This is a genomic window from Amaricoccus sp. (assembly GCF_017995835.1).
Taxonomy (GTDB): domain Bacteria; phylum Pseudomonadota; class Alphaproteobacteria; order Rhodobacterales; family Rhodobacteraceae; genus Amaricoccus.
In genome coordinates, this window is sequence record NZ_JAGOID010000022.1 from 18,038 (window position 1) to 34,674 (window position 16,637).

At 71.5% G+C, this 16,637-nt stretch carries 20 protein-coding genes and 1 pseudogene; 13 read left to right on the plus strand and 8 right to left on the minus strand.

Translation table 11 applies throughout. The features are described 5' to 3' along the window. The first annotated feature begins 16 nt into the window (after positions 1–16). Genes purE through KBA23_RS05700 form a run of 3 tightly spaced genes read left to right on the plus strand, consistent with a single transcriptional unit; the run spans position 17 to position 2,047 of the window. A complete protein-coding gene (gene purE / locus KBA23_RS05690; protein ID WP_290737774.1) occupies positions 17–529 on the plus strand; it encodes a 5-(carboxyamino)imidazole ribonucleotide mutase in 513 nt (170 codons plus the stop codon). Next, a complete protein-coding gene (locus tag KBA23_RS05695) occupies positions 522–1,586 on the plus strand; it encodes a 5-(carboxyamino)imidazole ribonucleotide synthase (RefSeq protein ID WP_290737777.1) in 1,065 nt (354 codons plus the stop codon). The genes purE and KBA23_RS05695 overlap by 8 nt, the downstream gene beginning before the upstream one ends. After that, positions 1,583–2,047 (plus strand): NUDIX domain-containing protein, encoded by a 465-nt coding sequence (locus tag KBA23_RS05700; RefSeq protein WP_290737780.1) that lies wholly within the window; start codon positions 1,583–1,585, stop codon positions 2,045–2,047. The genes KBA23_RS05695 and KBA23_RS05700 overlap by 4 nt, the downstream gene beginning before the upstream one ends. Before the next feature lie 41 nt (positions 2,048–2,088). On the opposite strand, the gene KBA23_RS05705 is transcribed toward KBA23_RS05700, so the two are convergent. The 5 genes from KBA23_RS05705 to KBA23_RS05725 form a co-directional block, all read right to left on the minus strand. Further along, a complete protein-coding gene (locus KBA23_RS05705) occupies positions 2,089–3,018 on the minus strand; it encodes an FAD-binding protein (protein WP_290737783.1) in 930 nt (309 codons plus the stop codon). Next, positions 3,018–3,779 (minus strand): electron transfer flavoprotein subunit beta/FixA family protein, encoded by a 762-nt coding sequence (locus KBA23_RS05710; RefSeq protein ID WP_290737786.1) that lies wholly within the window; start codon positions 3,777–3,779, stop codon positions 3,018–3,020. The genes KBA23_RS05705 and KBA23_RS05710 overlap by 1 nt, the downstream gene beginning before the upstream one ends. A 192-nt stretch (positions 3,780–3,971) precedes the next feature. Next, positions 3,972–4,679, minus strand: coding sequence for a hemolysin III family protein (locus KBA23_RS05715; protein WP_290737791.1), 708 nt, complete (start codon positions 4,677–4,679; stop codon positions 3,972–3,974). 96 nt (positions 4,680–4,775) lie between these two features. Next, positions 4,776–5,348 carry a cob(I)yrinic acid a,c-diamide adenosyltransferase gene (locus tag KBA23_RS05720; protein ID WP_290737794.1) on the minus strand — a complete coding sequence of 191 codons (573 nt, stop codon included), beginning with the start codon at positions 5,346–5,348 and terminating at the stop codon, positions 4,776–4,778. 3 nt (positions 5,349–5,351) lie between these two features. Beyond that, positions 5,352–5,558 (minus strand): twin transmembrane helix small protein, encoded by a 207-nt coding sequence (locus KBA23_RS05725; protein WP_290737797.1) that lies wholly within the window; start codon positions 5,556–5,558, stop codon positions 5,352–5,354. A 203-nt stretch (positions 5,559–5,761) separates the two neighbouring features. On the opposite strand from KBA23_RS05725, the gene KBA23_RS05730 reads away from it, so the two are divergent. From KBA23_RS05730 to KBA23_RS05745, 4 genes are all read left to right on the plus strand, one after another. Continuing rightward, on the plus strand, positions 5,762–6,070 hold the full coding sequence (locus KBA23_RS05730) for a DUF3303 family protein (RefSeq protein ID WP_290737799.1): 309 nt from the start codon (positions 5,762–5,764) through the stop codon (positions 6,068–6,070). Positions 6,071–6,193: 123 nt separating this feature from the next. Next, entirely contained in the window at positions 6,194–6,982 is a 789-nt protein-coding gene (surE, locus tag KBA23_RS05735; RefSeq protein ID WP_290737802.1) for a 5'/3'-nucleotidase SurE, read from the plus strand. Further along, positions 6,979–7,632: a protein-L-isoaspartate(D-aspartate) O-methyltransferase gene (locus tag KBA23_RS05740; RefSeq protein ID WP_290737805.1), complete on the plus strand. Its 654-nt coding sequence runs from the start codon at positions 6,979–6,981 to the stop codon at positions 7,630–7,632. The genes surE and KBA23_RS05740 overlap by 4 nt, the downstream gene beginning before the upstream one ends. A gap of 28 nt (positions 7,633–7,660) precedes the next feature. Beyond that, a complete protein-coding gene (locus KBA23_RS05745) occupies positions 7,661–8,767 on the plus strand; it encodes a LysM peptidoglycan-binding domain-containing protein (RefSeq protein ID WP_290737808.1) in 1,107 nt (368 codons plus the stop codon). 132 nt (positions 8,768–8,899) lie between these two features. Here KBA23_RS05745 and dprA read toward each other — a convergent pair whose 3' ends face one another. The 3 genes from dprA to tldD form a co-directional block, all read right to left on the minus strand. Further along, on the minus strand, positions 8,900–10,033 hold the full coding sequence (gene dprA, locus KBA23_RS05750; RefSeq protein ID WP_290737811.1) for a DNA-processing protein DprA: 1,134 nt from the start codon (positions 10,031–10,033) through the stop codon (positions 8,900–8,902). 42 nt (positions 10,034–10,075) lie between these two features. Further along, positions 10,076–10,522 (minus strand): DMT family transporter, encoded by a 447-nt coding sequence (locus tag KBA23_RS05755; RefSeq protein ID WP_290737814.1) that lies wholly within the window; start codon positions 10,520–10,522, stop codon positions 10,076–10,078. A gap of 197 nt (positions 10,523–10,719) precedes the next feature. Further along, positions 10,720–12,144 (minus strand): metalloprotease TldD, encoded by a 1,425-nt coding sequence (gene tldD / locus KBA23_RS05760; protein ID WP_290737817.1) that lies wholly within the window; start codon positions 12,142–12,144, stop codon positions 10,720–10,722. A gap of 138 nt (positions 12,145–12,282) precedes the next feature. Here tldD and coxB point away from each other — a divergent pair, with 138 nt between their 5' ends. From coxB to KBA23_RS05790, 6 genes and pseudogenes are all read left to right on the plus strand, one after another. Further along, the gene (coxB, locus tag KBA23_RS05765; RefSeq protein WP_366935295.1) at positions 12,283–13,287 is read left to right on the plus strand and encodes a cytochrome c oxidase subunit II; all 1,005 of its coding nucleotides are present in this window, start codon (positions 12,283–12,285) and stop codon (positions 13,285–13,287) included. 34 nt (positions 13,288–13,321) lie between these two features. Further along, positions 13,322–14,278, plus strand: a complete 957-nt coding sequence (gene cyoE, locus KBA23_RS05770; RefSeq protein ID WP_290737820.1) for a heme o synthase — start codon at positions 13,322–13,324, stop codon at positions 14,276–14,278. Between the two features lie 12 nt (positions 14,279–14,290). Then, positions 14,291–14,482, plus strand: a complete 192-nt coding sequence (locus tag KBA23_RS05775) for a hypothetical protein (RefSeq protein ID WP_290737824.1) — start codon at positions 14,291–14,293, stop codon at positions 14,480–14,482. Further along, on the plus strand, positions 14,479–15,093 hold the full coding sequence (locus KBA23_RS05780) for a cytochrome c oxidase assembly protein (protein ID WP_290737827.1): 615 nt from the start codon (positions 14,479–14,481) through the stop codon (positions 15,091–15,093). Before KBA23_RS05775 ends, KBA23_RS05780 begins: the two co-directional genes overlap by 4 nt. Positions 15,094–15,105: 12 nt before the next feature. Then, positions 15,106–15,912, plus strand: coding sequence for a cytochrome c oxidase subunit 3 (locus KBA23_RS05785; protein WP_290737830.1), 807 nt, complete (start codon positions 15,106–15,108; stop codon positions 15,910–15,912). Between the two features lie 80 nt (positions 15,913–15,992). Next, a pseudogene (locus tag KBA23_RS05790) lies at positions 15,993–16,454 on the plus strand (ISAs1 family transposase); the annotation flags it as partial. Between the last annotated feature and the right edge of the window lie 183 nt (positions 16,455–16,637).

The window sequence follows — 16,637 nt, forward strand, 5'->3', positions numbered from 1 at the left end:
GACGGAGCAAACGGCAATGAGCGAACCTCGCGGCGGTCTCTCCGTCGGCCCCCTCGTCGGAATCGTGATGGGCAGCCAGTCCGACTGGCCGACCATGCGCGCCGCCGCCGAGACGCTCGACGCGCTCGGCGTCGCCCACGAGGCGCGGATCGTCTCGGCCCACCGCACCCCGGACCGCATGTTCGCCTACGGCGAGGCGGCGGCGGGGCGGGGCCTGCGCGCCATCATCGCCGGGGCCGGCGGCGCGGCGCACCTGCCGGGGATGATCGCGGCCAAGACCCGCGTCCCGGTGCTCGGCGTGCCGGTGCAGAGCGCCGCCCTCTCCGGGCTCGATTCGCTCCTCTCCATCGTCCAGATGCCGAAGGGCGTCCCCGTGGCCACCTTCGCCATCGGCGCGGCCGGCGCGGCGAACGCCGGCCTCTTCGCCGCGGCCCTGATCGCCACGACCGACCCCGCGCTCGCGGCGCGGCTCGACGCCTGGCGCGCGGCCCAGACGGGCGCCGTGGCGGAAACGCCCTCCGATGGCTGAGCCGCTCGCCCCCGGGGCCCGGATCGGCGTGCTCGGCGGCGGCCAGCTCGGCCGGATGCTGGCGCTCGCCGCCGCCCGGCTCGGCTTCGCCACCCGGATCTTCGAGCCGGGCGATGCCTGCGCCGCGCCGGTGGTCGAGCAGGTGACGCGCGCCGGCTATGACGACGCCGCGGCGCTCCGCGCCTTCGCCGCCGGCGTCGACGTGCTCACCTACGAGTTCGAGAACGTCCCCCTCGCCGCCATCGACGCGGTCGCCGGGATCGTTCCCGTCCGCCCCGGCCGCCGGGCGCTCGAGGTCGCGCAGGACCGCATCGCCGAGAAGGACTTCCTGACCGGCGTCGGCCTGCGCACCGCGCCCTACGCCGCCGTGGACGACGCCGCCTCGCTCGCCGCCGCCGTGGCGCGAATCGGGACGCCGGCGATCCTCAAGACCCGCCGGCTCGGCTACGACGGCAAGGGCCAGGCGCGGATCGCCGCCCCTGCCGACGCGGAACCGGCCCTTGCGGCGATCGGCGGCGGCCCGGCGATCCTCGAGGGGTTCGTCGCCTTCGAACGCGAGATCTCGGTGATCGCGGCGCGCGGGCTCGACGGCGGGGTGGTCGCCTTTGACCCCGGCGAGAACGTCCACCGCGATGGCATCCTCCACACCACCACGGTTCCGGCCCGCATCTCCGCCGCCGTCGCGCAGGACGCCGCCCTGCTGGCGGGACGCATCCTGAACGCGCTCGACTATGTCGGCGTGATCGGGGTCGAGCTCTTCGTGACCGAAGGCGGGCTCCTCGTGAACGAGATCGCGCCGCGGGTGCACAATTCCGGCCACTGGACCCAGGACGCCTGCCTGATCGACCAGTTCGAGCAGCACATCCGCGCCGTCGCCGGCTGGCCGCTCGGCGACGGGTCGCGCCATTCGGACGCCGTCATGGAGAACCTGATCGGGGCCGAGATCGCGACCGTCCCCGGGCTCCGCGACGCGGCCGTCCACGTCTACGGCAAGGCCGAGGCGCGGCCGGGGCGCAAGATGGGGCACGTCACCCGGCTGACGGCGCGCCGCGCATGAGTTTGCGCGTGAACCTGCGCGCCCGTGTCCGGCTCGCCGTTCGCGCGGTGGTGATGAACCGCGGGCGGGTTCTCGTCGTCAACGCCTATCCCGGCGATGAAAGCGACCTCTGGTGCGCGCCCGGCGGCGGCGCGGAGCCCGGCCTGAGCCTGCCCGAGAACCTGGCGCGCGAGGTGATGGAGGAAACCGGCATCGCCGTGACGCCCGGGCGCCTGCTCGCGGTGTCGGAGTTCCACGACCCGCCGAGCGGGTTCCACCAGGTCGACCTGTTCTACGCCGCGACGCTGGACGGCCCGGCGGATCACCGGCTCGCCGACCCCGATGGAGTGGTGAACCGGCTGCGCTGGGTGGACGCGGCCGAACTCGCGACGCTGCGCTACAAGCCGGCCTGCCTCGCCGATCTGGCCTTCGGACCCGAGGGCCCGGTCCTCTACGACCCTCTGGAGCCGATCGTGCGCTGACCGGCCGGTGCGCCGGGGCCCGATGGCCCCGGCGGGTTCGCTCAGCCGAGCTTCTGGGTAAGCTCGGGGACGATGGCGAAGAGGTCGCCGACGAGGCCGTAGTCGGCGACCTGGAAGATCGGCGCCTCCTCGTCCTTGTTGATCGCCACGATCACCTTCGAATCCTTCATCCCGGCGAGGTGCTGGATGGCCCCGGAGATGCCGACGGCGATATAGAGCTCGGGCGCCACAACCTTGCCGGTCTGCCCGACCTGCCAGTCGTTCGGCGCGTAGCCGCTGTCGACCGCCGCCCGCGACGCCCCCACCGCCGCCCCGAGCTTGTCGGCCAGCGCCGCGATCAGGGCGAAGTTCTCCTCCGAACCGATGCCGCGCCCGCCCGAGACCACGATCCGCGCCGAGGTCAGCTCCGGACGGTCCGACGTCGCCACCTTGTCCTCGACCCAGGACGACAGCCCGGCGTCGGCCGGCCCGGAGGCCGTCTCCACCGGCGCGGGCGCCTGCGACCCCGTCGCCTCGAACGCGGTCCCGCGCACGGTCAGCACCTTCTTCGCGTCGCCCGAGCGCACCGTCTGCACGGCGTTGCCGGCATAGATCGGCCGCTCGAAGGTGTCGGGGCCGACGACGCCGGTCACGTCCGAGATCACCATCACGTCGAGCAGCGCCGCCACCCGCGGCGCGACGTTCTTGCCGCTCGTCGTCGCCGGAAAGACGATGTGCTCGAAGGGCCCGGCCAGCGACGCCACGAGGTCGGTCAGGGGCTCGGCCAGCCGGTGGCCGTAGGCCGCCCCCTCGACATGAACGACCTTCGCCACCCCGTCGAGCGCCGCCGCCGCCGCCGCCACCGCGCCGCAGTCCTTGCCGGCGACCAGCACCGTGATGTCGCCGCCCAGCGCCTTCGCCGCCGTCACCGCCTTGGCGGTGGCGTCGTTGAGATGCGCGTTGTCGTGCTTCGCCAGAAGAAGAACGGCCATCAGAGCACCCCCGCTTCGGTCTTGAGCTTCGCGACGAGTTCGTCGACCGAGCCGACCTTGATGCCCGCCTTGCGGGTCGCCGGCTCGACGGTCTTCACCACCGTCAACCGCGGCGTCACGTCGACGCCGTAGTCGGCCGGCGTCTTCTCCTCCAGCGGTTTCTTCTTCGCCTTCATGATGTTGGGCAGCGAGGCATAGCGCGGCTCGTTCAGCCGCAGGTCCACCGTCACCACCGCCGGCAGCTTCACCCGGATCGTCTGCAACCCGCCGTCGACCTCGCGCGTCACCTCGGCCGCGCCGTCCGCCACCTTCACCTCCGAGGCGAAGGTCGCCTGCGGCCAGCCGAGCAGCGCCGCCAGCATCTGCCCCGTCGCGTTCATGTCGTTGTCGATCGCCTGCTTGCCGGCGATGACCAGGCCCGGCGCTTCCGCGTCGACCACCGCCTTCAGGAGCTTCGCCACCGCCAGCGGCTCGATGTCGACGCCGACGTCCGCCGCCGCCTCGATCAGGATCGCCCGGTCCGCGCCCATGGCGAGCGCGGTCCGCAGCGTCTCCTGCGCCTGCTTCACCCCGATCGAGACCACCACGATCTCCGTGGCCGCCCCCTTCTCCTTGAGCCGGATCGCCTCCTCGACCCCGATCTCGTCGAAGGGGTTCATGCTCATCTTGACGTTGGCGAGCTCCACCCCGGAGCCGTCCCCCTTGACCCGGGGCTTCACGTTGTAGTCGATCACCCGCTTCACGGGCACGAGGATCTTCATCCGCTCCCTCCGCTCGTTGCCTGCGTCGCCGCGACCTCCGAACGAGGCGTCGCGGACCGACAGGAAAAGCCGCCGCCCCGACCCGACACGCCGGTCGCCGAGGCGTATCGAAGGCCATAGGCGCCTTCCCGTCCATCCGCAAGGGAGACGTCGCGTCGGGCCGCCGGTATCGTGGGAGGAAGGCGCGGCGCCTCAGGCCGCAGCGACGCCGCGAAGCTCGATCACCATCGCGGCGTAGACGGTCAGGCTCGCCGCCAGCACGAAGACATGCCAGATCGTGGTGTGGAACGGCAGCCGATCCCAGCACAGGAACACCACGCCCACCGTGTAGAGCGACCCGGCGGTCACCACGAGATGGTAGCCCTCGGGCGTCATGCGATCGAGCACCGGACCGCCGACGAGCACCGCCGCCCAGCCCATCGCAAGATAGAGCGCCACCGTCAGGCCGAAGAGCTGGCGCGCGGTCAGGAGCTTCAGCGACACGCCGGCCGCGGCCGCGGCCCAGAGCCCCACGAGGAACGGCATCGCCTGCGACCCGGTCATCACCGCGAAGGGTGTGTAGGTCCCCGCGATCTTGAGGTAGATCGCCGACTGGTCGAGCCGGCGCAGCCGGTCCTTCCAGCCGGGCGCGGGCGTCATGTGGTAGGCGGCCGAGCAGGCGAGCATGGCGACAAGGCAGAAGCCGTAGACGGTGGTCGCCACGAGGTGCCGACCGGCCCCGTCCCAGACCGCCGCCAGCGTCACGATAACCGGCGCGGCGAGCAGGCCGAGCGTCACGCCCGCGACATGCACGGCGGCGTCCGAAAGACGTTCCGCCCGCGAATAGACAGCCCTTCCCGAAGCCTCCATGGCCAGCCCCACCACCGTCGCGGCCCGACGCCACCCCGCCGCGGCCCTCATTGATATAATACGACGATTCGGCGGAATCCGGAGCCGACCAGCACAAGAAATGGTTACCGCGTCGAACCTGCCACTCTGGCGGGCGGTCGGTCTGCCTCAGCGGTTGGCGCCCGGCGTCCAGAGCGTGTCGGCCCGGCCCTCGTCGTTGGCGATGCGGGCCGCGACGAACAGCCAGTCGGACAGGCGGTTGAGGTATTTCACCGCCTCGGGGTTGACCGCCTCGACCCCCGCAAGCTCCACCGCCAGCCGCTCGGCGCGGCGCGCGACGGTCCGGCCGAGGTGAAGATGCGCCGCAAGCGCCGAGCCGCCCGGCAGGATGAAGCTCCTGAGCGGCGTCAGCCGGGCGTTCATCGCGTCGATCTCGGCCTCGAGCCGGGCGACCTGGGCGGCGACCATGCGCAGGCGCGGGTGCTTCGCCGTCGCGTCGTTCTCGATGTCCGGGGTGCAGAGATCCGCGCCGAGGTCGAACAGGTCGTTCTGGATGCGGGCCAGAGCCGCCTGCATCTCGCCGATGGCGTGCAGGCGCGCGAGCCCAAGCGTGGCGTTGGTCTCGTCGACCGTGCCATAGGCGGCGACCCGGGGCGCGTGCTTCGGCACCCTCGCGCCGTCGCCGAGCGCGGTCTCGCCGCGGTCGCCGGTGCGGGTGTAGATGCGGTTCAGAACGACCATCGCTCAGCCTCCGCGCCTGGCGAACCAGACGAATACGACGATCAGGACCACGGCGATGAACTGAAGGAGCAGACGCAACTGCATCAGCTTGTTGCCGTACTTGCGGTTGAACGCGCCTCCCCGGGCGAAGCCGCCGACCCCGATCACCAGCACGGCCAGCACTGCGAGGCAGGCGAACGCGGCGATGAGGAACAGCGGATCGCGGGCCATGCGGGCCTCCTCCTGACTGGGATCCGGGCGTAGCGGAATCTGGCGGGGACGCAAGCCCCCGCGCGCAGGCGTCTCGCGGCTGGGAGAATCGCGCGCTTTCGTCTATGTTGAGGCGCACTCGATCTGCGCCTTTCTCCTGCTGGCCGCATCCCGAACCTCGCTGAAGTCTTCCCCGGGTTCCGGCGCCTTGTCCTGGAGGTCGCATGAAGTATGTCCTGACCTGGAGCAAGAAGCGGCACGGCACGACGGCCGAGTACGAGGAGGGCCGGCGCCGCGTGCTGGACCTGATGCGCTCCTGGCGGCGGCCGGAGGGCGTGCGGATCCACGAGTTCCTCGTTCGCGTGGCCGAGCCGGGCGGCATCATCGTCTTCGAGGCGGACGACCTTGCCGCGGTGCACCGGGAAACCGAGGCGTTCTCGTCCATGAACTTCCATATCGACGCCGTGGTCGACGTGGACGAGGCGTTGACCGGGCACGGGATCGCGATCGAATGGCGCGACTCCGTCGTCTGACGCCTTTGCCCGCTTTGCCCCGGCGGTTCCGTTGACAGCCGCCGGAGCCTCGGTGAAAAGAGAGAGGCCATCGGCCGGGCGTGCGCTCCCTCCCGGACGGGACGGCGGGACGAGGGCCTCGCGATGCGCATCCTTATCACCAACGACGACGGCATCAGCGCGCCGGGACTTGCCGTAGCCGAAGCGATCGCGGCCGAGATCGCCGGGTCGGACGCCGATGTCTGGATCGTGGCGCCCGCCTTCGAGCAGTCCGGGGTCGGGCACTGCGTCTCCTACATCCGGCCGATGCGGCTGGAGCCGCTCGGGCCGCGGCGCTTCGCTGTCGAGGGTTCGCCGGCCGATTGCGTGCTGGCCGCCGTGGGCGAGGTCCTGCGCGACCGCCCGCCCGACCTGGTGATCTCCGGGGTCAACCGCGGGCACAATCTCGCCGAGGACACGCTCTACTCGGGCACCGTGGGGGGCGCGATGGAGGCGGCGCTGGCCGGCCTGCGCGCTGTGGCGCTGTCGCAGTATTTCGGACCGCCCGACCGCGAGGCGCGCGACCCCTTCGACGCCGCGCGGGGCTGGGGCGCACGGATCTGCCGGCGGCTGATCGAGGCCGCGGCCTGGGCTCCGACGCCCTACGGCGTGTTCTACAACCTCAACTTTCCGGCCCTGCCGGCCGGCGAGGTTCGCGGCGCGCGCGTCACGGTGCAGGGCCAGCGCCTCGCCCCCACCTTCGGGGTGCAGCCGCATGTCGCGCCGAACGGGCGACAGTATCTGTGGCTCACCCACCGCCACGGCAACGGCGAGACGCTGCCCGGCTCGGACTCGCGCGAATGCCATGACGGCTTCGTCACCGTCACGCCGCTGCGCGCCGACCTGACCGCGCACGACCTCGTCGCCCCTCTCGCCGCCGCGCTGGAGCGGTGACAGTGGACCGGGCCGAGCTTCAGATGCAGTTCGTCTACGCGCTGCGCTCGCACGGGGTGACGAACGCGGACGTGCTCCGGGCGATGGAGGCGACGCCGCGCGCCGAGTTCATCGAGGGCGTGTTCCGCGAGCGCGCCTACGAGGACACGCCCCTGCCGATCGCCTGCGGGCAGACCATCAGCCAGCCCTCGGTCGTCGGCCTGATGACCCAGGCGCTGGAGGTCACCCGGCGCTGCAAGGTGCTCGAGATCGGCGCGGGATCGGGCTACCAGGCCGCGATCCTGGCGCGGCTGGCGCGCCGCGTCTACACGATCGAGCGCCACCGGCCGCTGGCGCGGGCCGCGCGGATGCTGTTCTCCCGGCTCAACGTGCACAACATCACGGTGGTGATCGGCGACGGCTCGCTCGGCCTGCCGGAGCAGGCCCCGTTCGATCGCATCATCCTGACCGCCGCCGCCGAGGATCCGCCGAAGCTCCTCCTCGAGCAGTTGCGCGTCGGCGGGATCATGGTCCTGCCCGTCGGCCAAAGCCACGCGGTGCAGACGCTCCTGCGCATCGTCAAGACCGAGAGCGGGCTCGACTACACCGATCTCGGCGCCGTGCGCTTCGTGCCTCTCGTCGAGGGAGTCGCACAGGATGTGTTGGACTGACGTGCCCGCTCAAGATATGGTCCATTTCATGCAAAAGCGCGCCCCCTCCCGCCGCCGCCTCGCGCTCGCCTCGGCGCTCTGCCTCGGTCTCGCCGCCTGCGCCGGGGGCAGCGTCAGCCCGTCGCCGAGCGCCGTCGCCAACGCCTCGCCGGACGCGCGCGGCGTCATCACCTATGCGAGCTACCAGGTCGCGGTCGCGCGCGAGGGCGACACCGTCGCGACGCTCGCGGCCCGCGTCGGCGGCTCCGCCGACGAGATCTCGCGCCTGAACGGCCTTCCGCCCGACTACCGCATGCGGGCGGGCGAGGTTCTGGTCCTCCCCGACAGCGTGCCGCGTTCCGGCGTCGGCGCCTCCCCCACCGGCTGGACCCCGGAAGGCGCCGCGGCGGCGATCGACGCGGCCCCGGCAGGCGCTTCCGGAACCGCGCAGCAGCCGAACCCGTTCAACCGCGGCCAGACCGAGCCGCTGATCGACCCGGTCCGTCACCGCGTCGAGGCGGGCGAGACCGCCTACTCGATCGCGCGGCTCTACGGCGTCTCCGTCACCTCGCTGGCCTCCTGGAACGGCCTCGGGCCGGACTTCGCCATCCGCGTCGGCCAGGAACTGCTGATCCCGGTCACCGGGTCCGCCAACCGGATCTCGTCGACGTTCGACAGCAGTCCGGGGACGGGAACGGCGGTGCCGCCGCCGCCGATCGGCGCGACGCCGCTTCCCGAGAACGTGGCGCCCGGGGAGAACCCGGCGAGCCCCGATCTCGGCCAGTTCCGGACTCCGGCGGGCGGAAGGTTGCAGGCGCCGGTCAGCGGCCCGATCAAGCGCAGCTACAACGCCGCGAACCCGAGCGGCGTCGGCTACGACGTGCCCGTCGGCACGCCGGTCCGCGCCGCGTCGTCGGGCGCCGTCGCGCTGATCTCCGAGGAGATCGGCGGCGGCGGCGCCATCGTGCTGCTCAGCCACAGCGACGACGTGCTCACGACCTATTCGGTGCTCGACAACGTGACCCTCGAGAAGGGCCAGCGCGTCGAGGCCGGACAGGTGATCGGGACGGTCGCGGCCCGACAGCCGCAGGAGATGCAGTTCGACGTCTTCCGTGGCACCGAGCCGCTCGACCCGACGATCTACCTCGGCGGCTGAAGCCCCTCCATCCGGTCGCCGGCCGGAACCCCGACCCGAAGCGGGCCCGGGCGTGGTTCGGGATCCCAACCGGAAGCCTTCCATGCCGCCAGCGGAACCTCGATCCGGACTTGTTCGGCAGCGCGCGGGGGATCAGGCCGGAGGGCGGCTGACCAGCCCGCCGGGGTGGCGCAGCACGGCGCCGTCGAGTTCGAGTTCGAGCAGGGCGGAGGCCACTTCGGCCGCCGCGGCGCCAGTCTCGCGGATCAGCAGGTCCTCAGGCGTCGGGCTGGGACCGAGCAGCGCGAGGAGCCGCCCGCCGAGCCCGGGCGCCGCAGGGCCCGGGTCCGGCGGCGCGGGCGGGGCCGGGCGGCGCGGCGGCGCGGCGGCGAGGCTGGCGGCCAGCGCCTCGAGCACATCCGCGGCGGAGCGGATCAGGGTCGCGCCGTCACGGATCAGGGCGTTGCATCCGGCGGCGCGCGGATCGAGCGGACTGCCGGGCGCCGCCATGACCTCGCGCCCCTGGTCGAGCGCGTCGCGCGCGGTGATCAGGCTGCCCGAGCGCTCCGCGCCCTCGATGACGACGACCCCCAGGGCGAGGCCGGAGATGATCCGGTTGCGGCGGGGGAAGTCCTGCGGGCGCGGCTGGTGGCCCGGCGGCATCTCGGAGACGACGAGCCCCTCCGCAGCGATCCGTGCGGCGAGGCTTGCGTTCTCGGGAGGGTAGACGACGTCGACGCCGCCGGCGACCGCGGCGATGGTTCCGGTCTCCAGCGCCGCCTCGTGGGCGCTGGCGTCGATCCCCCGCGCGAGGCCCGAGACGACCACGAGCCCGGCCGCGCTCAGATCGCGCGCGAGCCGCGCCGCCATGCGGCAGCCGAGCGCCGAGGCGTTGCGCGCGCCGACCAGCGCCGCCCCAGGCCGGAGCGCAAGCGCGGCATCGCCCCGCGCCCAGAGCGCGGGCGGCGGATCGCCGATGGTCGCGAGCGCGGCCGGATAGTCCGGCGCGCCGAGGAACAGCAGGCGCGCCTCTGCCCGCGCCCCCGCCTCCATCTCCGCCTGGGCCGCGTCCCGCCCGACCGGGGCATAGTCGCGCACCCCGGCCGCCGAGGCCATGGCGGGCAAGGCGTCGAGCGCCGCTCCGGCCGAGCCGTGCTCGCGGACGAGCCGGATGAAGGTGGCGGGACCCACACGCCGCGACCGCGCCAGCCGCAGCCAGTCGAGCCGCTCGGTCTCCGAGCGGGGCACGGCCTCGGGCGGGATCTTGACGGAGCGGGGAGCTTCCATGGCGGCGAGCCTCGCGTCGGTCGGTTAAGCGGACATGAACGCCTAGCGCCGGACGAGGACCACGCCGGCAACGAGAAGCACGACCCCGAGCAGCCGCGTCGCATCGACCGGTCGCACCGGGATCCCGAGCCACCCGAACTGGTCGAAGGCAAGCGAACCCGCCATCTGACCGGCGATCAGGAAGGCGAAGAACGTCGCCGCGCCGATCACCGGCACGAGGAAGAGCCCGAGCGCGACGAAGACCGCCCCGAAGAAGCCGCCGCACCAGACCCACCACGGCAACCGGTCGGCGGCCGCGGCGAGCGAAAAAGGTTCGCGGGTGGCGAGGGCGAAGACCCCCATGCAGACCACGCCGACGAAGAAACTGACGAAGCCCGACCAGGCGCCCGAGCCGAGCGCTACGCGCAGGTTGGCGTTCAGCGCCTGCTGCAGGACGATGCCCACGCCGGCGAGCGCGGCGAGGGCCGGCAGAACCATGGTTCGCAGCATCGAGAGGCTCCTTCGCGCCTGGAGGCCGTCGTTGTCGCGCACCGGGGCGACGACGTCGAGCGCCTCTCGGCAGACAGCCTTTCACAGGGACGGATCGGCCGCGAGACCCCGGCGCGATCCCTTGGCTATGGGCCCTCCTGCCGGCGACGGCGCCTCCGCCCCCGGGGCGCACGTCGGCCCGGATGCAGCGCCTCGCGTCAGGTCGCGCTGCCGCCCACGGTGAGGCCGCCGATCAGCAGCGTCGGCTGGCCGACGCCGACCGGGACCCACTGGCCGTTCTTGCCGCAATTGCCGATGCCGGGGTCGAGCGCCATGTCGTCGCCGATGGCGCGGACATGCTTCAGCGCCGTCGCGCCGTCGCCGATCAGGGTCGCGCCCTTGACCGGGGCGCCGACACGACCGTCCTTCACCCGGTAGGCCTCGGTGCAGGAGAACACGAACTTGCCGTTGGTGATGTCGACCTGCCCGCCGCCGAAGCCGACGGCGTAGATGCCGTCCTTCAGGCTTGCGAGGATGTCCGCCGGGTCGTCCCTGCCGCCGAGCATGATCGTGTTGGTCATGCGCGGCATCGGGATATGCGCGAAGCTCTGGCGGCGGCCGTTGCCGGTCGGCGCCACGCCCATGAGCCGGGCGTTCTGGCGGTCCTGCATGAAGCCGACGAGGATGCCGTCCTCGATCAGCACGTTGCGCCGGGAGGGCGTGCCCTCGTCGTCGAAGGAGATCGAGCCGCGCCGGTCGGGGATCGTGCCGTCGTCGACCACCGTCACCCCGGGCGCCGCCACGCGGGTTCCCATCAGGCCGGCGAAGGCGGAGGTCTCCTTGCGATTGAAGTCCCCCTCGAGGCCGTGCCCCACCGCCTCGTGGAGCAGGATTCCGGGCCAGCCGGGGCCCAGAACGACGTCCATCACGCCCGCGGGCGCGGGCTCGGCGCGCAGGTTCACCGTCGCGATCCTGAGCGCCTCGTCGGCCACCGCCTTCCAGTGGCCCGCCTCCATCAGCGCAGCGAGCCCGTGGCGGCCGCCGCCGCCGTAGCCGCCCGATTCGCGCCGGCCGTTCTCCTCGACGATCACCGAGACGCCGAGGCGCACCATCGGCCGCGCCTCCGCGACCCGGCCGCCCTCGGGCCGCAGGATCTCGATCTCGTGCATCGAGGCGGCGAGGGTCGCCGAGACCTGCACCACCCGCGCATCCTTGCCGCGAAGATAGGCGTCGATCTCGCGCAGGGTCTCGACCTTGACCGGGAAGGCGGCGTCGTCGAACGGATCGTGATCGGTGTAGAGCCGCTGGTTCGTCGCCTGCGGCGGCGGCGCCATGACCCCGCCTCCGGCCCCGACGGCCAGCCGGGCCGTCTCGGCGGCGCGCTTCAGCGCGGCCTCGGAAATCTCGGTGGAGTGCGCATAGCCTGCGGTTTCGCCGCGGACGGCGCGCAAACCGAACCCCTCGGCCGCATCGTAGCTCGCGCTCTTCAGCCGGCCGTCGTCGAAAACCAGTCCCTCCGAGCGGCGGCGTTCGAGGTAGAGTTCGCCGTCGTCCGCCCCGGCCGTCGCCTCGCGCAGCGTGTCGAGGGTGCGCTCGGGGTCGATGTCGGTCTCGAAGGGACGGAAACGCGGTGTCTGCGACATGGCGGAGATCCCCGGGGGTTTGGTTTTCGACGCCGGGGGATGGATCCCGCGTCTTGTCCTTCGCGCCTCAATATGGTTCACCGGCAGCGAGATGCAACTCGGGCGCGCAGGCGTCCGGCGGGACGGTGAGATAACGGCATGAAGACGCTAAGCCTCGCGACGGCGCTCCACCTGGCCCTGACGGTCGCCTTCGCGCCGGCGGCGCTCGCCCAGGACACCCTGGCGCCTGCGGCGGAGGCTCCCGCGGCGGAGGCCCCGCAGGCTCCCGGGGCCGAGGCGCAACCGCCGGCGGCGGAGGCCGCCCCGGCCGAGACGCCGCCCGAGGCCGATGCGCCCGCGGCCGTCTTCACCATGCCCGACCTCCCGGTGATCGGCGTGCCCGTTCCTGGCGGCGTCGGCTACCAGCCGGCGGTGACCGAGGTCGCCCACGACATGCATTGGCTGTCGCACATGGTCCACACGATCATGGTGGTGATCGTCGTCCTGGTGATGGCTCTCCTCGCCATCGTGATCCTGCGCTTCAACAAGCGCACGAACCCCGAGCCGGGCCGGTTCACCCACAACACCCGGCTCGAGATCGCCTGGACGCTCGTGCCGGTCCTGATCCTGATCGTGATCGGCTCGTTCTCGCTGCCCATCCTGTTCAAGCAGCTGGAGATCCCGGCCCCGGAGTTGACCGTGAAGGCGACGGGCAACCAGTGGTACTGGAACTACGAGTACCCGGACAACGAGTTTTCCTACGACAGCCTGCTGCTGCCGCGCGAGGATCTCGAGGCGGCCGGCTATTCGCAGGATCTCTACCTGCTCGCCGCCGACACGGCGCTCGTGATCCCGGTCGGCGCGGTGGTGAAGCTCCAGACCACCGGCGCGGACGTGATCCATTCCTTTGCGATGCCCGCCTTCGGCGTGAAGATCGATGCTGTCCCGGGCCGGCTCAACGAGACCTGGTTCCGGGTCGAGGAGCCGGGCGTCTACTTCGGCCAGTGCTCCGAGCTCTGCGGCAAGGACCACGCCTACATGCCGATCGTGGTGAAGGCGCTCGAGGCCGAGGACTACGCCGCCTGGCTCGACTGGGCGATCGACGAATATGGCGGCACCCGCGGCGAGGCGAGCGTGGCGGAAGCGACGGCTCCGGCGCACTGAGCCGCCGCAAGCCAGCCCGAGGGCGGAGCGAGCGATGACCGAGGTCGTCTGGACCGACAAGACCGGCGCTCCCGAGGCGCAGTTCGGCGACTTCGTCGATCTGCTGAAGCCGCGGGTGATGCGGCTCGTGCTGTTCACCGCGCTGGTCGGCCTCGTCTGCGCCCCGGTCCCGGTCCACCCGGTGATCGCCTTCGCCGCGCTCGTCTGCATCGGCGTCGGCGCAGGCGCGGCCGGCGCGCTCAACATGTGGTGGGACCGCGACATCGACGCGGTGATGGCGCGCACCAAGGGCCGCCCGATCCCCTCGGGCCGGGTCGAGCACGACGCGGCGCTGGCGCTCGGGGTGACGCTGTCGGGCTTCTCGGTGGTGATGCTCGGCCTCGTCGCCAACGTCTTCGCGGCGGCGTTCCTCGCCTTCACCATCTTCTTCTACGTCGTGATCTACTCGATGTGGCTCAAGCGGGCGACGCCGCAGAACATCGTCATCGGCGGCGCGGCGGGCGCCTTTCCCCCGATGGTGGGCTGGGCCGTCGCGACCGGCGGGATCGCGCCGGCCAGCGTGCTGATGTTCCTGCTGATCTTCCTGTGGACCCCGCCGCATTTCTGGGCGCTCGCGCTCTTCCGCAACGACGACTACACCCGCGCCGGCGTGCCGATGCTTCCTGTGGCCGCCGGCGAGCGGTCGACCCGCAACCACATCCTCGCCTATGCGCTGATCCTTGCCCCCGCGGCGATCGCGCCCGCCTTTTCCTCCGTCGGCGGACCGGTCTACCTCGCCGGCGCCTTCGTCCTCAACGCGCTCTTCATCCGCGGCGCCTGGGCGATCTGGCGGCGCGACGAGGCGACTGCCGCGGCCGACCGCTGCCGGGTGGAGAAGCGGTTCTTCGGCTTCTCGATCGTCTACCTGTTCCTGCATTTCAGCCTCCTGCTCGTCGAGGCGGGCCTGCGCGCCGCCGGCCTCGCCGCGGCGGGCTGGCCTGTCCTGTTCTGAAGGAGGGACGCGATGCGCCCTGACAGCCACGAGATCTACGGCCGGCGGCGGAGCCGCAACGTCGGGCTCGGGATCGTCCTCGGCGCGCTGGTCCTGCTGATCTTCGCCGTGACTATCGTCAAGCTGTCGCAGGGGCAGAGCATGGAGGGGTTCGACCACCAGATCCGGCCCACGCTCCTGCCTGCGACGGAGCCCGCCGAATGACCGCCAACCCCAACAGGCGGATCGCCCGACGGCTGGCCGTCGTCGCCGGGATCATGCTCGCGGGCAGCTTCGCCGCGGTGCCCTTCTACGACCTCTTCTGCAGGGTGACCGGCTACAACGGCACCCCTGGCGTCGCCGAGGCGCCCGCCGGCCCGGCGCGGCCCGAGGTGATCACCGTCCGCTTCGACGCCAACACCGCGCCCGGCCTGCCGGCCGAGTTCCGGCCGGTGGCGCGCAAGATGGAAGTGCGCCTCGACGAGTCGGGCCTCGCCTTCTACGAATTCGCCAACCTCTCCGATCGCCCGATCACGGGCACGGCGAGCTTCAACGTCACGCCCTATGCGGCGGGCGCGTACTTCTCCAAGATCGCCTGCTTCTGCTTCGAGGAGCAGACGCTCGCGCCGGGCGAGCGCATCGAGATGCCGGTCAGCTTCTTCGTCGACCCGGCGATCCTCGACGACCCCGAGGCAAAGGGGGTCCGCGAGATCACGCTGTCCTATACCATGCACCCGAGCGATCCGCCGGCCGCCGCCGACGCGGCCGCGACGCCCGGGTCGACGCGGCTCGCCGAGGCGGCCGGTCAAGTCGAGCCTGCGGCGATCGAGAACTAGAGGGACCAGGGAATGGCCGGCCACAAGAACCACGACTACCACATCCTAGCCCCCAGCATCTGGCCCTTCGCCGGCGCGATAGGCGCCTTCGTGATGCTGTTCGGCGCGGTGCTGTTCTTCCACGACCACGGGCCGTGGGTGATGCTGATGGGCCTCGTGCTCGTCCTCTACGTGATGTTCTCGTGGTGGTCGGACGTGGTCACCGAAAGCCATGTCGGCGATCACACGCCCATCGTGCAGATCGGCCTGCGCTACGGCGTGATGATGTTCATCATCTCCGAGGTGATGTTCTTTTCGGCCTGGTTCTGGTCGTTCATCAAGCACGCCATGTATCCGATGGCGGCGATCGACAACACCTGGCCGCCGCCGGGCATCGAGGTCTTCGACCCCTGGCACCTGCCGCTGATCAACACGCTGATCCTGCTCTGCTCCGGCTGCGCCGCCACCTGGGCCCACCATGCGCTCGTGCACGACAACAGGCGTGACGAGATGAAGATGGGCCTCTGGCTCGCGATCGGCCTCGGCGTCTTCTTCACCATCGTGCAGGCCTACGAATACAGCCACGCCCATTTCGGCTTCTCGGGCAACATCTACGGCGCGAACTTCTTCATGGCGACCGGCTTTCACGGCGCGCATGTCATCATCGGGACGATCTTCCTCACGGTTTGCCTGGTGCGCGTTTACTACGGCCATTTCACCTCGGAGCAGCATGTCGGTTTCGAGGCGGCGGCTTGGTACTGGCACTTCGTCGACGTCGTGTGGCTGTTCCTCTTCGCCGTCGTCTACATCTGGGGTTCGGCCGGCGCCGTCGGCCACTGACCCAGGGGAATCGCATTTGAGAAATAGCGCTTCTCTTTCAGGGTGATCTGGATTCTGCCGTGGGTTCCGAGGAGGGACCCATGGCATCACTGATCGACATCCTCGGGGAGATCCCCGATCCGCGTCGCGGCAACGCCCGACGCCACCGGCTGCTCGATATTCTCGCGATCGCGCTGGTGGCGTCGATCTGCGGGGCGGAGAGCTGCGTCGACTTCGCGGAGTTCGCCGGGGATCGCGAGCCGCTCTTGAGGGAATTTCTCGGCCTGGAGAACGGGTTACCGAGCCACGACACCTTCAGCCGGGTCTTCCGCCTGCTCGATCCGGAGGCGTTCGCGCAGGCGTTCGCGGCCTTTCTCGACGATCTCGGCGCCGATGGCGTCGGCGTGCCGGCGATCGACGGCAAGACGCTCAGGCGCTCCTTCGACCGGGCGGCGGGCCGCTCCGCACTGCACCTGGTGACCGCCTTCGGCGCGGGGGCGCGCGTCGCGATCGGGCAGGCGGCGGTGGCCGAGGGCGAGAACGAGATCCTCGCCGCCCGAGCCGCTGCCGGTCCTCGAGACGACCGACGCCGGCCACGGGCGGACCGAGACCCGGAGCCACGTAACCGGGGCAAAAAGGTGGGCGGTTGTGTCGATAGGGGATCCACAAGCGCAGGGATTTCTGAATCCATGCGGGCATGGCAGGAGCCCCACCAGATATCGATGACTTGAACCTGGCGGGCCTCA

What these genes read in the sequence shown, in the direction of transcription:
- KBA23_RS05780 (WP_290737827.1), top strand. Translation starts at nt 14,479, where the DNA reads ATGACCGCCAACCCCAACAGGCGGATCGCCCGACGGCTGGCCGTCGTC.
- coxB (WP_366935295.1), top strand. Translation starts at nt 12,283, where the DNA reads ATGAAGACGCTAAGCCTCGCGACGGCGCTCCACCTGGCCCTGACGGTC.
- dprA (WP_290737811.1), bottom strand. Translation starts at nt 10,033, where the DNA reads ATGGAAGCTCCCCGCTCCGTCAAGATCCCGCCCGAGGCCGTGCCCCGC.
- KBA23_RS05775 (WP_290737824.1), top strand. Translation starts at nt 14,291, where the DNA reads ATGCGCCCTGACAGCCACGAGATCTACGGCCGGCGGCGGAGCCGCAAC.
- surE (WP_290737802.1), top strand. Translation starts at nt 6,194, where the DNA reads ATGCGCATCCTTATCACCAACGACGACGGCATCAGCGCGCCGGGACTT.
- KBA23_RS05745 (WP_290737808.1), top strand. Translation starts at nt 7,661, where the DNA reads ATGCAAAAGCGCGCCCCCTCCCGCCGCCGCCTCGCGCTCGCCTCGGCG.
- KBA23_RS05730 (WP_290737799.1), top strand. Translation starts at nt 5,762, where the DNA reads ATGAAGTATGTCCTGACCTGGAGCAAGAAGCGGCACGGCACGACGGCC.
- KBA23_RS05715 (WP_290737791.1), bottom strand. Translation starts at nt 4,679, where the DNA reads ATGAGGGCCGCGGCGGGGTGGCGTCGGGCCGCGACGGTGGTGGGGCTG.
- KBA23_RS05720 (WP_290737794.1), bottom strand. Translation starts at nt 5,348, where the DNA reads ATGGTCGTTCTGAACCGCATCTACACCCGCACCGGCGACCGCGGCGAG.
- KBA23_RS05700 (WP_290737780.1), top strand. Translation starts at nt 1,583, where the DNA reads ATGAGTTTGCGCGTGAACCTGCGCGCCCGTGTCCGGCTCGCCGTTCGC.
- KBA23_RS05705 (WP_290737783.1), bottom strand. Translation starts at nt 3,018, where the DNA reads ATGGCCGTTCTTCTTCTGGCGAAGCACGACAACGCGCATCTCAACGAC.
- purE (WP_290737774.1), top strand. Translation starts at nt 17, where the DNA reads ATGAGCGAACCTCGCGGCGGTCTCTCCGTCGGCCCCCTCGTCGGAATC.
- cyoE (WP_290737820.1), top strand. Translation starts at nt 13,322, where the DNA reads ATGACCGAGGTCGTCTGGACCGACAAGACCGGCGCTCCCGAGGCGCAG.
- KBA23_RS05710 (WP_290737786.1), bottom strand. Translation starts at nt 3,779, where the DNA reads ATGAAGATCCTCGTGCCCGTGAAGCGGGTGATCGACTACAACGTGAAG.
- KBA23_RS05785 (WP_290737830.1), top strand. Translation starts at nt 15,106, where the DNA reads ATGGCCGGCCACAAGAACCACGACTACCACATCCTAGCCCCCAGCATC.
- KBA23_RS05755 (WP_290737814.1), bottom strand. Translation starts at nt 10,522, where the DNA reads ATGCTGCGAACCATGGTTCTGCCGGCCCTCGCCGCGCTCGCCGGCGTG.
- KBA23_RS05695 (WP_290737777.1), top strand. Translation starts at nt 522, where the DNA reads ATGGCTGAGCCGCTCGCCCCCGGGGCCCGGATCGGCGTGCTCGGCGGC.
- tldD (WP_290737817.1), bottom strand. Translation starts at nt 12,144, where the DNA reads ATGTCGCAGACACCGCGTTTCCGTCCCTTCGAGACCGACATCGACCCC.
- KBA23_RS05725 (WP_290737797.1), bottom strand. Translation starts at nt 5,558, where the DNA reads ATGGCCCGCGATCCGCTGTTCCTCATCGCCGCGTTCGCCTGCCTCGCA.